Genomic DNA, 13,977 nt, shown 5'->3' on the forward strand with positions numbered 1-13,977 from the left:
GAGCCGAATTGAGGAGGTGAAAAAATGCCGAAAGTAACGGTTTCCATAAAGGTGATTCCCGCCGTGGAAGATGGAAGACTCCACGAGGTGATCGACAGAGCGATCGAAAAGATCTCTTCGTGGGGCATGAAATACGAAGTGGGTCCTTCCAACACCACCGTGGAAGGTGAATTCGAAGAGATCATGGATCGTGTGAAAGAGCTCGTCAGATACCTTGAACAGTTCGCGAAACGATTCGTTCTTCAGCTGGACATCGATTACAAAGTCGGAGGTATCACGATTGAAGAGAAGGTATCGAAGTACCGCTAAATGGCTGTTTTTTATAGCTCTGATTTTCGTGTGGGAGTTCTCGAAAGTCCCACAGTATCTTCTTCCCAAACCTTCTTCCATAGTTCTCGAGGGACTTTCGCAGTGGAAAATCTTGATGGATCACAGTCTCTACACGATCCTTGAGGCTTTTTCTGGCCTGGTTATAGGCCTCGTGTTGGGAATGGGGCTTGCGGTCCTGATGGATCTGTTCCAGACGGTGAAAGAGGTAATGTACCCGATCCTCATCATCTCACAGGCGATACCCATCGTTGCTGTGGCACCGCTCGTCATCATCTGGTTCGGTCTGGGCGTGGGCACGAAAATAGGCATAGTAGCGTTCGTCACACTCTTTCCGGTTGCGCTCAACACTCTCGAAGGATTCAGAACGATCGATCAGGACGCTCTGGATCTTTTCAAAGTGATGAAGGCAACGAAGATCCAGATCTACAGGTACCTTGTACTACCGCACACGTTACCTTACGTTCTCTCTGGGCTCAAGATATCCGCCACATACGCTGTGGTTTCCGCTGTGATAGGAGAATGGCTTGGAGCAGAAAAAGGCCTGGGCATATACATGATAAGGGCAATGAACACCTTCAGAGCTGACAGGCTCTTTCTCTCTGTGATAGTTGTGGTTGTGCTCAGCGTTGCCGTCTTCAAGATAGCTGATATTCTCTCCAGAAAACTCACACCTTGGTTCGAGGAAAGGAGGCTGGTAAAATGAAAAGACTGACCTTCATTGCGATGTTTTTGATCTCTGTCCTTGCACTTTTCGCTGAAGAGGTAACGGTCGTACTGGACTGGTATCCCAACACGAACCACACGGGGCTCTACGTAGCCAAGGACCTTGGATACTACAGAGAAGAAGGGTTGGATGTGAAGATCGTTCAACCGTCTCGGTTGACAGCGGAACAGCTTGTAGCGAGTGGAAAAGCGGAATTTGGCGTGAGTTATCAGGAAGCGGTCACCCTCTCCAGAGGAGAAGGGATGCCCATCGTCTCCATAGCTGCCATCATCCAGCACAACACATCGGGTTTCGCTTGGCTGAAGGATGAAGGAATCAAAAGTGTGAAAGACTGGGAGGGTAAGAGATACGGAAGCTGGGGTTCTCCTATAGAGAAGGCGACCATAGAATACATCATGAGAAAATACGGTGCAGATCCTTCAAAGGTGATTTTTGTGAACGTGGGACAGATGGATTTCTTTGCGGGAACGCTGAACAATGTGTTCGATTTTGCCTGGATCTTCTACGGATGGGACGGTGTTGCCAGCAAGGTGAAAGGGATAGAGATAGAGTTCCTCCCGCTGAAGGATATAGACGAAGTCTTTGACTACTACACGCCGGTTCTGATAACGAGCGAATCTCTCATAAAGCAAAATCCAGATCTCGTAAGAAGATTTTTGAGAGCCACGGCCAAGGGATACGAGTACGCAATACAGCACCCTGTGGAGGCAGCCAAAATACTCCTCAAATACGCTCCGGAACTGGATGAAAAGATCGTTGTAGAATCTCAAAAGTACCTCGCAGGTCAGTACAAAGCGGACGCGGAAAAATGGGGCTACCAGAAAGAAGAAGTCTGGAGGAGATACGCGGAATGGCTTCACTCTATGGGATTCCTGAAAGAGACGATAGACGTGACGAAGGCGTTCACAAACGAGTTCCTACCGTGATAAAGGTATCCCACCTCACGGTTTGCTACGGAGAACTCAAAGCGGTGGAGGATCTCTCCTTGGAGGTTCAAAGGGGAGAGATCCTCTCCCTTGTGGGACCATCCGGATGTGGAAAGACCACCGTTGTGAAGGCTATTCTGGGATTGATTCCCTACGAGGGAAAGATAGAGATCTTCACATCTCGTCTCGGATACTGTCCTCAAAAGGATGTGCTGTTCGACTGGATGACCGCCTATGAGAACGCCGTGCTCCCACTCGTTCTCAGAAAAGAACTGCCGCCATCAAACATAAAAGAATTGTTTGAACGATTCGGTCTTTCTGGCTTTGAAGAGAAAAGGCCGTACCAGCTGAGTGGCGGTATGAGGCAGAGACTGTCTCTTCTGAGGGCCGTTCTATCGGGCGAGGAGCTCCTCGTACTCGATGAACCTTTTTCTTCGGTAGATGCTTACACTCGAAAGAAACTCCAGATATGGCTTTCTGAGATCGTACACAGGATGAAAAGTACGGTCGTACTCATCACTCACGACGTGGAGGAAGCGGTCTTCCTTTCAGACAGAATATTGATCCTCTCCGATCGCCCCGCAAGGATTTTGAAGGAAATACGCGTGCCGTTTCCAAAGCCGAGAACCATAAAAACTTTTTCCGATCCTCGTTTCTCAGAAATAGAAGAAGAGGTGCTGGAGACTCTCATGAATCAACCCTGATATTTTCAGGGAGAGTCTCTTCAGTTTCCTCCAGGGTGTTCTCCGTGTTCAGCAGACCGTTCAGGTAGTTTCTCAATCTTCTGACCTGGAACATGAACGCCTCCAGCTTGCTCTGTACCGTTGGTGTGAACGGATTCCCATCGGACTCTATGTGTATCACGGGAAGGTCTCCGAACTCGTCCAGTACTTTTCTCAAAACCCCTGTGGTCTTCTCTTTTTGTTCTTTCAAGCCTTTTTTCACAACCGCTTCCGCTATCCTGCTCGGCATGCAACCAAAGGGTCCTATTGAGATGATACCATCGTAGTGGTTTACGATCTCATGCAGGACGGTTCCTATGGTGAGGATCGCTTCTCCGGTGAGCTTTGGATTCAGGTAGTCTTTCGCCGCGTCAACAATGGATTCTACATCCACCATATGAGACCTGTAAAAGCCGCTTTTTTCCAAGATTTTTTTCACTCTTCTCTCTACGTACCTTTTCACGAGGATCTCGATTCGCTTCTTCAGCCTGTCCACGCGGGTGGAATTCGGAGAGATCAACCTGTTGAGGTACAGATAATCCGTGTAATAGATCCACTCGTGGACCGGCGATATGTGCATGATGATCCCGTTCTTCTCCATCAGGTTTTCGAGGTGTTTTCTGGAAAACTCGTCTCTTCTCACGTAGATTTCTCCTGTGAGCAGTACCTTCGGTGCCTTTTCGTAATCCATTATTCTCTCAACACCCGAAAGTATCTCTGAGACTTCATCGAGTGTTTTGAAGAAGTCCCTGAGAGAATCGTTTGCAAGACTGTTCAATATCTTTTCCCTGCATCCTTCAAGGATTTTTTCGCTTCTTCTTTGTCCCTCGCCAGCGTCATCACAGCGCGTTCCACATCGAAGAACACATCGGAAACGACAACAGCCAGCCATGCTCTGATCCTGAAAGCGATTCCAAGCCCCGCGTAGGCGTTTTCGGAATTCAAACCGAAGAGCGTCACGTTTCTCACGTTGTTCCTGTCGAGCCACAGGTTCATGAAGACACTGTACTGCCCGAAACGGCACGGTCCCATCGTCTCTGGCATGAAATAAAGTATGATCTCGTCATCGGATGCTTTCTCTCTGATGTACTTTATGAGGCTTCCAAGAGTGAGTTGAAGAGGAAGACACTCCTTCGAAAGAGAGTTCCCCCTTCCGAGTTTGAACTCCTCGACGTCCGGTGGAGGACACACGTCGGACCTGACACCGTAGTATCTGAAAGCCGCAGAAAGACACTGAGACCCGAACTGACCCATCGACGGGAAAACAACCTTCACCCTTTCATCGTTGAGCCGCAGTCTCTCTCCGTCCGGAGTGATCACGTAGAGGGTGTTTTTCTCCAGCACTGTTTGGGGTCTTTTCGCACTCTTTCTTTCTTCTTTCTTTCTCTGAAGTCTGAGATAACTCTTCACAATGTCTATGAAGGCTTCGATTCTCGTTTCTATGCCCGCGTCCGCTGTGTGACTGTCGAGTTCCAGAACGAGTGATGGTTTCTTCGCCATTATGTCTCTGAAGTAAGAGATGATGAAAGAATCGGGCCCACAGCTGAAGTTGGTGATGTAAACCCCAAAGAGTTTTGGATGCTTTTCGACGAATCGTGACGCTTTGAGAATCATCTCTCCCCACGACCAGTACATGTTTCTGTAGCCCTTTTCATCCTCGAAGGGTATGGAATCGAAGTTGATGATGGGAATTCCGCGGGTGGCGAATTTTTCGGGGATTCCCATGTTCGCATCGGAAGAGAAGGCGTTGTAAGATCTTCCAAAGAGAACCACACCGAATTCCGACTCGTCAAGAATTTTCAGAAATTCATTCCACTGTTTCTTTATGAGACTAAACCTTTCGTTGAAAGCCTTCCAGGCCTTTTCAAAGGCTCGTTCCCCTTCCTCGCGTGATCTTCCAAGCCTTTCAGCCACTCTGAGAAATTCTTCCTTTTCATCACCGCGCGAGAAATCGAAATAGCCCGTCACGAGCTTTTCTTCCATTTCAGGAAACGCAGATGTGAGCCAGTCAACTTCACTCTGAACAAAGGGACAGAAGACGTTGTAGTTCTCTGAATTTTCCACTTTGATTCCTCTCAACCTTGGAACGAATATCAGATCCGGATTCTTCGAGATCAGATCGTACATGTAGCCGTGGGAGAGTTCCACCGGGAAGCAGAATTCGGAGTTCATCATCTCCCAGCCGCGTCTGTCGGACTTTTCGGGAACCACAACGTCGAAACCGAGTTCTGTAAGGAAGGTGTAGAAAAGCGGGAAAAGGTTGTTCATCGCCAAAGATCTGCTCAAACCGATGGTCTTTGCTCCCTTCACTTCTCTCTCGAGGTGGAAAATGTATTTCTCCCTGTTTTTGACGAAGTTGTACTTTGTGCTGTCTATGTTGGCGTGTCTCAGCACGTTCTCGTACTTGTTGCAGGCACCACCGAACGGGAACCGCTTTCCATCGATCTCTATGATCCTGATCTCACACTTTCTATCGCATTTTTCTTTCCCACCGGGACAGATGAACGTTCCTCTGTATCTGACTTCTCTGGAGATCAATTCCTTCAGTTTGAACTCTTTCTTTTCCAGAAAACCGAGTTCAAGATTCTCTTTGGTGAGCAGAGCCACTCCGTAAGCGCCCATCAAACCCGGGTGCGGGGGAACAACTATGTTCTTTCCAACGAGAGCAGCCATGGCAACAGGCACCGCTTTGTTGTAGCAAACTCCGCCCTGCATGAAGATCTTCTTTCCTACAGGTCTGCTTCCTTTCACCCTGTTCAGGTAGTTCATACACACGGAGTACACAAGCCCGGCGCATATGTCTTCTTTAGAGATCCCTTCGTTCACCGCCGTCTTGACGTCGCTTCCTATGAAGGCCGCGCACTGATCGCTGAAGTTCGGAGGATTTTCGCCTTTCAGAGCGAGATCTCCGATCTCGGTGTAGTGGACTCCAAGGGACTCTCCCGCTGCCTCTTCGAGGAAAGATCCCGTCCCGGCCGAACAGGCTTCGTTCATCGCGTAATCCGCCGGAACCCCGTTCACCAGATAGGTGTACTTGGCATCTTGACCTCCTATCTCGAAGATCGTGTCCACCTCTGGATCGAAATGAGCGGCCGCTTTCGCGTGCGCCATTATCTCGTTGTACACGGCGTCGGTCTGAGAATACAGCCCAACGATCTTCCTCCCTGATCCCGTCACACCGAGTCCGATTATCTTCACTTTCGTCCCGTTGAGCTGCTCCAATATAGAGGAGTAGCACTGCCTTGCCGCTCTTATGGGATCTCCCAGAGTTCGAAGGTACACTCCCGCCAGGATGGCTTCATCATCGTATCTCATCAGCACCGCTTTCGTTGTGGTGGATCCAACGTCTATTCCCAGCACACACACATCCCCATCTCTTGCCTGCTGGAACGGCATTTCTTTGAACTCGACCATGTGCAGGTACTTTTTGAGAGGCTCGTGAGTGGGAAAACTGGTAATTTCTTCTTTTTTGATCGTGAAGGTCTTTTTCGATACCACTCCGTTCAGCTTTCCCCACAGGTAAGCCCCGTAGGCTTCGAAGAACAGCGCTTCTTCCGGAACGATCACTTCCAGAACTCTTTCCAGGTGCTTCAACATGAGCCTGTTTCTCGTCGTTCCACCGACAAGGAGGATCTTCTTAACTCCTGCCTTGTGAGCCAGTTCCACTATCTTGTCGGCCATCACCTTTCCAAGACCGTTCAGAACGAGTTCCTTTGGAACCCCTTTGTTCAGCGCGTGGGTGCAATCACTCTTGCAGAAAACGGTACACCTCGAGGAGAGTTCATAGTACTCTTCCGTCTCGACACTGTTGGCTTCCTCAAGAGATATTCCCATCCTCTGAAGCTGCTGAAGGAAGAATTCTCCCGTTCCCGAGGCGCACTTGCTACCCGTGTATATGCCGGTTATGATTCCCTTATCGTTCACTCTGTAGAGAATGGTGTTCTCCCCACCGGCACTGACAACGGCTTCGACCTTTCCGTATTTTTTCATGAGATGCCTGTAGGCGATTTCCGTTGCCTCCGCTTCGGATATCTGAGGCAGATCTATTATTTCTCTTGTCTTTCGACCTGTGATGACCACGGGCCCTTCATCGAGAAAAGCGGGGATCATCATGGAAAGCAGAGCGAGGGGATCTCCGTTGTGAGGAAGATTTCCTTTCTCCCTTTCACTGTAGAATGAAACACTCGAGGAACCGATGCACACTCCGGTCATTTCACATCACCTCTTTGTTGAATATTTTAACACCTAACGTTCGCAGTCTCAACTCACCTCTTGAAATCCTCTCCACTCTGTGATATCATTTGTACCGGCGACCCGGTAGCTCAGCAGGCAGAGCACCTGACTTTTAATCAGGGGGTCGTGGGTTCGAATCCCACCCGGGTCACCAGCGGTGCGAGAGTGGCGGAACTGGCAGACGCGCTGGACTTAGAATCCAGTGGGCTGAAGCCCGTGTGGGTTCAAGTCCCACCTCTCGCACCAGGATAGAGCAGGCGGGTGTAGCTCAGTGGTAGAGCACCAGCTTGCCAAGCTGGGGGTCGCGGGTTCGAATCCCGTCGCCCGCTCCAGACAAGAAAGAAGGGGAAATCTCCCCTTCTTCTTTTTCTTTACGTCGTGGAGGTAGAAGAGTCTTGAACACTCTGTCAGTGTTGTTATCCCTTTTCACAGTCATTGTTGTGCAGAGAGTTTTCAAAAAACTTTCCATTTCTCTGCTCTCTGGTGTCATCGTGATGATTCTCTCTCTCAAGGTGAGAAACATTCCGGAAATTCTTTCCTGGACGATCTCTTCAGATTCCTTCTGGTCACTCATTGCGACGGTTTTTCTGATATACCTTCTTTCAGGAATGATGGAAAATTCAGGTGATTACAACCGCTTTCCCGAGGAAATGCGAACTATCTTTTCGAAGAACGTGGATTCGTTCGTCCCCGCTCTCATAGGTCTCATGTCGATGCCCGGCGGAGCTCTCTTCACAGCTCCCATAGTGAAGAATTCACTTCCCGAAGAGAATCCGCTGAAACTCGCCGTCAAGAACTACTGGTTCAGACACACGATAGAATTCTTCTGGCCCATATATCCAGCTGTGGTGCTCGTCTCTGAACTCTCCGGGATCCATCCGGGAAAGGTTTCTCTGACTCTCTTTCCTGTGTTTGCCATAGCCTTTCTTCTGGGATGGTTTTTTTCAATGGAAAGCAACTTCCCCGTCTCTCTAAACCCAGATCTTTCTTCAATCTTCTTCCACTGATACCCGTTCTGGGAACGGGTGTTCTCATACTTATTTTCAAAGTTCCAGGATGGTTCGCACTTCTTTTGAGCACATCGGGTTATGCGGTATTCAGGAGAAGATACCTTCTAAAGACTCTGAAGCAGGTTTTCAATAAGTGGGATGTTTTTCTCGTCCTTTTTCTTGTTTACATCTACAAGGTCATAGTTGAACACTCCGGCGTGGGTGAAGGCATCGCGGCTGAATTTGTCAGATGGAATCTTTCTCCCTGGATCCTTCTCATCTTTTTACCTCTCGTGTCGGGAATCTCCACGGGTATCACACAGGCAGCCGTCGGTATTTCTCTTCCTGTTTTGATGGAGGTGTTCAGCAGCAAGTACGCCGTGTACACCTACATGTTCGCTGTGGGTGGTGTCATACTGTCTCCGGTTCATCTGTGCGTCGTGCTGTCTGCGAAATTCTTCGAGGTAGAGGTGTTCGACATTCTAAAGAAGGTGTTCCTCCCACTGGTGCTGACTCTGATCCTCGGCGCCCTCGTTTTGGGGGTGATCCTGTGAACGAAATCGTGGTGAAAGGAGCAAGAATTCACAATCTGAAAAACATAACCGTGAGGATTCCAAAGAACAGGCTTGTTGTCATAACGGGAGTTTCAGGATCGGGGAAGTCTTCACTCGCCATGGACACGATATACGCCGAAGGGCAGAGAAGATATCTGGAGTCACTTTCTACGTATGCGAGACAGTTCCTCGGCAACCTGAAAAAACCCGATGTTGACGAGATAGAAGGGCTTTCCCCCGCCATAGCCATAGATCAGAAAACCGTCTCTCACAATCCCAGATCGACCGTTGGAACGGTGACGGAAATTTACGATTACCTGAGGGTGCTCTACGCGAGGATAGGAAAAGCCCACTGCCCTGAGTGCGGAAGGCCTCTCGAGAAAAAGAGCATCGATGAGATCCTTCAGGATTTGTTCAATTCTTTCAAAGAGGGGAGTCGAATCTACATACTCGCACCAGTTGCGACGGAGAAGAAAGGAACATTCAAAAAAGAGATCGAAGAGTTCATCTCCAAAGGATTCGCGAGAATAGAAATAGACGGCGAGATTTACAGGCTCGAGGAAGTGCCGGAACTCGACAAGAACAAACGACACACTGTGAAGCTGGTGGTCGATAGGTTGATCCTTGAAACCAGAAACGAACACAGGATACTGGACAGTCTCGAGCTAGCAATGAGGGAAGGAAAAGGATTCGTCGAGATCAGAAACGTCGACACCGGAGAATGCAAGATCTTCAGCGAAAACCTCATGTGCCCGGTGTGTGGTATCGGGTTTCCAGAGATCACACCAAAGCTGTTTTCTTTCAACAGTCCGTACGGTGCGTGTCCGAACTGTCACGGCCTCGGCTTCACATTTGAGGTGGATCCATCCCTCGTGATAGACGAAGAGAAGAGCGTTCTCGAAGGTGCGATCATTCCGTACAGATGGGACAGAAGGCTCTCGAGATGGGTCGCAAGGGAGATAGAAAAGCGAGGTGTTTCCCCTCACCTTCCCTTCAAAGATCTGCCTGAAGATGTGAAAGAGTTCATCTTGTACGGAGATGATCGTTTCGAAGGAGTGGTTCCAAAAGTTCAGAGGTGGCACAGAGAAACGGAATCTCCCGAGATGAAGGAGTGGCTGGAAAAGAACTTCATCGTACAGAGAACCTGCTCCGTCTGCGGTGGGAAAAGACTGAACAGGGAAGCCCTCTCTGTGAAGATAAACGGTTTGAACATACACGAGTTCACCGAGCTTTCTATCTCAGAAGAACTCGAATTTTTGAAGAATCTGAATCTCACCGAAAGAGAGCGAGAAATCGTGGGAGAACTCCTGAAGGAAATAGAAAAAAGGCTCGAATTCCTCGTGGACGTTGGACTCGAATATCTCACTCTCTCCAGATCCGCCACCACACTCTCTGGAGGAGAATCTCAGAGAATAAGGCTCGCAACACAGATAGGTTCGGGTCTCACGGGAGTCATCTACGTTCTGGACGAGCCGACTATTGGACTCCACCCAAGGGACACAGAGCGACTGATAAAAACCCTCAAAAAGCTCAGAGATCTTGGAAACACGGTGATAGTGGTGGAACACGATGAGGAAGTGATCAGGAACGCTGACCACATCATAGACATCGGACCGGGCGGGGGAACGAACGGTGGTCGGGTCGTCTTCCAGGGTACCGTGGATGAACTTTTGAAAAATCCAGACAGCTCTCTGACGGGTGAATACCTCTCGGGGAAAAGAAAGATCGCAGTAAACAAAACGAGGCGGCTTCCTTACGCGTCTTTGAAGATCAAAGGCGTTCGTCACAACAATCTGAAGAACATAGACGTTGAGATTCCCCTCGGTGTCTTCGTCTGTGTCACGGGAGTGTCGGGATCTGGAAAATCTTCCCTCGTCATGGAAACGCTCTACCCGGCGTTGATGAATCTCCTTCACAAAACCAAACTTCCCGCTGGAGAATTCGATTCGATCGAAGGACACGAGAACATCGACAAGGTGATCGCGATAGATCAATCTCCCATTGGAAGAACACCGAGGAGCAACCCGGCTACCTACACCAAGGTGTTCGACGAAATAAGAAGCCTCTTTGCCATGACCCCCGCTGCTAAGGCACGTGGTTACACCAAGAGCAGATTCAGCTTCAATCTGAAGGGAGGAAGATGTGAAGCCTGTCAGGGTCAGGGTTACGTGAAGATAGAAATGCTCTTCCTTCCCGATGTGTACGTGGAGTGCGATGTTTGCAAGGGAAAGAGATACAACAGAGAAACACTCGAGATAACCTACAAAGGAAAAAACATTTCTGATATACTCGATATGACGGTGGATGAAGCGCTGGAGTTCTTCAAGAACATACCCTCTATAAAGAGAACGCTTCAGGTTTTGCACGATGTGGGCTTGGGATACGTGAAACTCGGGCAACCAGCCACCACCCTCTCCGGGGGTGAGGCGCAGAGAATCAAACTCGCCTCTGAGTTGAGAAAAAGAGATACGGGAAGAACCCTCTACATACTCGACGAGCCAACTGTTGGACTTCACTTTGAAGACGTGAGAAAACTCGTGGAAGTTCTCCACAGGCTGGTAGATAGAGGAAACACCGTAATCGTGATAGAACACAATCTCGATGTCATAAAAAACGCAGACCACATCATAGATCTCGGTCCTGAAGGTGGAAAAGAAGGTGGCTACATAGTTGCAACGGGAACACCAGAGGAAATAGCAAAGAATCCTCACTCTTACACCGGAAGATTCTTGAAGAACGTGTTATAATGCCCAGGGAGGTGTAGTGATGAAGACGTTTTTCCTAATCGTTCACACCATCATAAGCGTGGCTCTCATCTACATGGTCCAGGTACAGATGTCGAAATTCTCAGAGCTCGGTGGTGCCTTCGGAAGTGGAGGACTTCACACCGTTTTTGGAAGGAGGAAAGGCCTCGACACCGGTGGAAAGATCACTCTTGTCCTGTCTGTACTCTTTTTCGTTTCCTGCGTAGTAACAGCTTTCGTCCTAACGAGGTGATGGGATGACGCCGGAAGAACAGGTGAAAATTCTCAAAAGAAATGTTGTTGACCTCATAAGCGAAGAAGAACTCCTCGACAGAATAAAAAGAAAGGGAAAACTCCGCGTGAAACTCGGCGTGGATCCCTCAAGGCCCGACCTGCATTTGGGACATGCGGTCGTTTTGAGGAAGCTGAGAGAGTTTCAGGATCTCGGTCACACGGTCGTTCTGATCATAGGAGACTTCACCGCACGCATTGGTGATCCCTCTGGAAGGAACGAAACGCGTCCCATGCTGACCAAAGAAGAGGTTCTGGAGAACGCAAAGACCTATCAGGAACAGGCCTTCAAGATACTGGATCCAGAAAGAACGGAGCTTCGATTCAACGGTGAATGGCTCGACAGGATGACCTTCGCGGATGTGATCGTTCTGGCTTCAAAGTACACGGTTGCGAGGATGCTCGAGAGAGACGATTTCGCAAAGAGATTCAAAGAAGGCATTCCCATCGCCGTATCGGAGTTTCTGTACCCGCTCGCACAGGCCTACGATTCCGTTGCCATCCAGGCAGATGTGGAACTCGGCGGAACGGATCAGCTTTTCAACCTCCTTGTGGGAAGGAAGATACAGGAAGAATACGGTCAAGAGCCCCAGATCGTCATGACGATGCCGATCATCGAAGGAACGGATGGAAAATTGAAGATGAGCAAAAGCTACGGAAACTACATCGCTTTCAACGATCCGCCCGAGGAGATGTACGGGAAACTCATGTCCATACCTGATGAACTCATCATAAAATACATGCACCTTCTCACGAACATCCCAGAAGAAGTGATCGAAGAGTACGAGAAAAAGATGAAGGAAAAAACGATCAATCCACGAGACGTAAAGATGGTTCTCGCGTACGAAATAACCCGTTTCTTCCACGGAGAGGAAAACGCAAAGAAGGCCCAGGAACAATTCGTGAAAGTCTTTCAAAAGAAAGAAATTCCTGACGAGATGCCGGTCGTTGAGATTTCTCAGGATAAGAACATCGTGGATCTCCTCGTGGAGATAGGAGCTGCATCCAGCAAAAGTGAGGCTAAAAGACTCGTTTCTCAAGGTGGAGTGTACATCGACGGAGAGAGGATAGAGGACATAAAATTCACTGTAGAACCTGATGGAGAGCGAGTTTTGAGAGTTGGAAAGAGGAAGTTCTACAGAATATCAGGTGGAGAGACAAAAAAACTTTAGAAAACTCTTGAATTTCCTTTGGACGGGATGGTATAATCACCACAGGATTTAACTGTGATCAATGAGAAGGGAGGTTTGTCCCATGAAGAGAGTTCTTCTTACCGTTGCAATGCTGTCCGTTTTCTTCTCAGCGATGTTCGCGTTCTTCCCTGATGTTCCAAAAGATCACTGGGCTTACGAGTACGTCTGGAAGCTGTGGCAGAGGGGTATCTTCATAGGTTATCCGGACGGCGAGTTCAAAGGGGACAGGTACATCACCAGATACGAAGCAGCGACTGCGGTGAGCAGGCTCCTCGATTTCATCGAACAGAAGATGCTTGCAGGTGCTTCAGGTGATCTGGCACAGGTTGTTGGAAATCTCTCCGACAAGTACATGGCCCTCGAGGAGAAGGTTAACGGTCTCACCGGCATACTGGACACTCTGGCATCCCAGATAGGTACCACTCAGGCCAATCTCACAGAAACCGAAAGAGAACTGCTCGAGAAGATCGATTCTGTGAAAGAAGAGATCGAGATGGAGTTCGACAAAGAGATCTCGCTCAACAGAGAAGTTGTGAACAACATCGGGCTCAAACTTGGAAATCTCTCCAGAGACTACGAAAGATACAAGGAGAATGTGGACGCAAAGATCTCTGAAGTGAACGAAAAACTCGCAGCCCTTGAAAAGGACCTTGGAAACAAGATCGCCGATCTCGAAGGAATAGTCAATCTACACGAGAAAGACATCATAAACATTTACAACAAGATCAGTTCCGTTAACGAGGAACTCAACAACAAGATCGCCGCGACAGAAGAGAAACTCTCCAGGAAAGATGAAGAAATCTCCGCAATGGTCGAACTTCACGAAAAAGACATCATAAACCTCTACAACAAAGTCGCTGCACTCAACGAAGATCTCAACAAAAAAATACTTGACACGAAGGCCGAACTTTCTGCTAAAATAGAGTCACAGGAGAAAACGTTGAACATGGTCTACACAAAACTCCTCGACACAGAAAGCAAATTGAACGATGAAATTTCCGCTCTCAAGGAAAAGGACGCGGAGATACAGAAGACGGTTGATCTTCATGAACAGGATATCGTCAACCTCTACGGAAAAACGTCGTCTCTCGAAGAAGACCTCAACATGAAGTACAACGAGACTAACGAAAAGATCGATCAGGTGAAGGCGGAACTCGAGGACAAAATCGAAAGCGTGAAGGCTTACAACAGGAATCTCAGCATCCTCACAGGTGCGTTCTTTGGAATTCTCGGTCTCATTCTGATCGCAATCAGTGGTAAATAAAACCAAA

The 13,977-nt window shown here is 48.7% G+C and carries 10 protein-coding genes, 3 tRNA genes and 1 pseudogene; 12 read left to right on the forward strand and 2 right to left on the reverse strand.

Features of this window, described 5'->3' with window-relative positions; genetic code table 11:
* The first annotated feature begins 24 nt into the window (after window positions 1-24).
* The 4 genes from CELL2_RS02245 to CELL2_RS02260 are packed head-to-tail and all read left to right on the forward strand — an operon-like array spanning window position 25 to window position 2,684.
* Complete coding sequence (locus CELL2_RS02245) at window positions 25-309, forward strand: MTH1187 family thiamine-binding protein (RefSeq protein WP_011943077.1); 285 nt, start codon at window positions 25-27, stop codon at window positions 307-309.
* Entirely contained in the window at window positions 281-1,033 is a 753-nt protein-coding gene (locus CELL2_RS02250) for an ABC transporter permease (RefSeq protein ID WP_011943078.1), read from the forward strand. Before CELL2_RS02245 ends, CELL2_RS02250 begins: the two co-directional genes overlap by 29 nt.
* On the forward strand, window positions 1,030-1,980 hold the full coding sequence (locus tag CELL2_RS02255; protein ID WP_011943079.1) for an ABC transporter substrate-binding protein: 951 nt from the start codon (window positions 1,030-1,032) through the stop codon (window positions 1,978-1,980). Before CELL2_RS02250 ends, CELL2_RS02255 begins: the two co-directional genes overlap by 4 nt.
* Window positions 1,905-2,684, forward strand: a complete 780-nt coding sequence (locus tag CELL2_RS02260) for an ABC transporter ATP-binding protein (protein WP_235231264.1) — start codon at window positions 1,905-1,907, stop codon at window positions 2,682-2,684. The genes CELL2_RS02255 and CELL2_RS02260 overlap by 76 nt, the downstream gene beginning before the upstream one ends.
* On the opposite strand, the gene CELL2_RS09490 is transcribed toward CELL2_RS02260, so the two are convergent.
* Together CELL2_RS09490 and CELL2_RS02265 are read right to left on the reverse strand one after the other, a co-directional pair.
* Window positions 2,668-3,480: a hypothetical protein gene (locus tag CELL2_RS09490; RefSeq protein ID WP_235231265.1), complete on the reverse strand. Its 813-nt coding sequence runs from the start codon at window positions 3,478-3,480 to the stop codon at window positions 2,668-2,670. The genes CELL2_RS02260 and CELL2_RS09490 overlap by 17 nt on opposite strands.
* Window positions 3,477-6,914 carry an acyl-CoA dehydratase activase gene (locus CELL2_RS02265; protein WP_235231266.1) on the reverse strand — a complete coding sequence of 1,146 codons (3,438 nt, stop codon included), beginning with the start codon at window positions 6,912-6,914 and terminating at the stop codon, window positions 3,477-3,479. Before CELL2_RS02265 ends, CELL2_RS09490 begins: the two co-directional genes overlap by 4 nt.
* A gap of 99 nt (window positions 6,915-7,013) precedes the next feature.
* On the opposite strand from CELL2_RS02265, the gene CELL2_RS02270 reads away from it, so the two are divergent.
* The 8 genes and pseudogenes from CELL2_RS02270 (at window position 7,014) to CELL2_RS02305 (ending at window position 13,970) form a co-directional block, all read left to right on the forward strand.
* Window positions 7,014-7,089: transfer RNA gene (locus CELL2_RS02270), tRNA-Lys, on the forward strand.
* 5 nt (window positions 7,090-7,094) lie between these two features.
* Window positions 7,095-7,181, forward strand: a tRNA-Leu gene (locus tag CELL2_RS02275).
* An 11-nt stretch (window positions 7,182-7,192) separates the two neighbouring features.
* A tRNA-Gly gene (locus CELL2_RS02280) sits at window positions 7,193-7,267 on the forward strand.
* A gap of 108 nt (window positions 7,268-7,375) precedes the next feature.
* Window positions 7,376-8,478, forward strand: a pseudogene (locus tag CELL2_RS02285) (TIGR00529 family membrane protein).
* The gene (uvrA, locus tag CELL2_RS02290) at window positions 8,475-11,225 is read left to right on the forward strand and encodes an excinuclease ABC subunit UvrA (protein ID WP_038033638.1); all 2,751 of its coding nucleotides are present in this window, start codon (window positions 8,475-8,477) and stop codon (window positions 11,223-11,225) included. Before CELL2_RS02285 ends, uvrA begins: the two are co-directional and overlap by 4 nt.
* Before the next feature lie 19 nt (window positions 11,226-11,244).
* Window positions 11,245-11,475: a preprotein translocase subunit SecG gene (gene secG, locus CELL2_RS02295; protein ID WP_004081487.1), complete on the forward strand. Its 231-nt coding sequence runs from the start codon at window positions 11,245-11,247 to the stop codon at window positions 11,473-11,475.
* Between the two features lie 4 nt (window positions 11,476-11,479).
* Complete coding sequence (gene tyrS, locus CELL2_RS02300; RefSeq protein ID WP_012310551.1) at window positions 11,480-12,685, forward strand: tyrosine--tRNA ligase; 1,206 nt, start codon at window positions 11,480-11,482, stop codon at window positions 12,683-12,685.
* 82 nt (window positions 12,686-12,767) lie between these two features.
* Window positions 12,768-13,970 carry an S-layer homology domain-containing protein gene (locus CELL2_RS02305; protein WP_012895888.1) on the forward strand — a complete coding sequence of 401 codons (1,203 nt, stop codon included), beginning with the start codon at window positions 12,768-12,770 and terminating at the stop codon, window positions 13,968-13,970.
* Window positions 13,971-13,977 lie beyond the last annotated feature (7 nt).

This window comes from Thermotoga sp. Cell2, assembly GCF_000789375.1.
Lineage (GTDB): Bacteria > Thermotogota > Thermotogae > Thermotogales > Thermotogaceae > Thermotoga > Thermotoga petrophila.

Bases quoted from the DNA above. Each gene is read 5' to 3' on its own strand.
- CELL2_RS02305 (WP_012895888.1), top strand. From the start codon at position 12,768: ATGAAGAGAGTTCTTCTTACCGTTGCAATGCTGTCCGTTTTCTTCTCA.
- tyrS (WP_012310551.1), top strand. From the start codon at position 11,480: ATGACGCCGGAAGAACAGGTGAAAATTCTCAAAAGAAATGTTGTTGAC.
- secG (WP_004081487.1), top strand. From the start codon at position 11,245: ATGAAGACGTTTTTCCTAATCGTTCACACCATCATAAGCGTGGCTCTC.
- CELL2_RS02255 (WP_011943079.1), top strand. From the start codon at position 1,030: ATGAAAAGACTGACCTTCATTGCGATGTTTTTGATCTCTGTCCTTGCA.
- CELL2_RS02260 (WP_235231264.1), top strand. From the start codon at position 1,905: ATGGCTTCACTCTATGGGATTCCTGAAAGAGACGATAGACGTGACGAA.
- CELL2_RS02245 (WP_011943077.1), top strand. From the start codon at position 25: ATGCCGAAAGTAACGGTTTCCATAAAGGTGATTCCCGCCGTGGAAGAT.
- CELL2_RS02265 (WP_235231266.1), bottom strand. From the start codon at position 6,914: ATGACCGGAGTGTGCATCGGTTCCTCGAGTGTTTCATTCTACAGTGAA.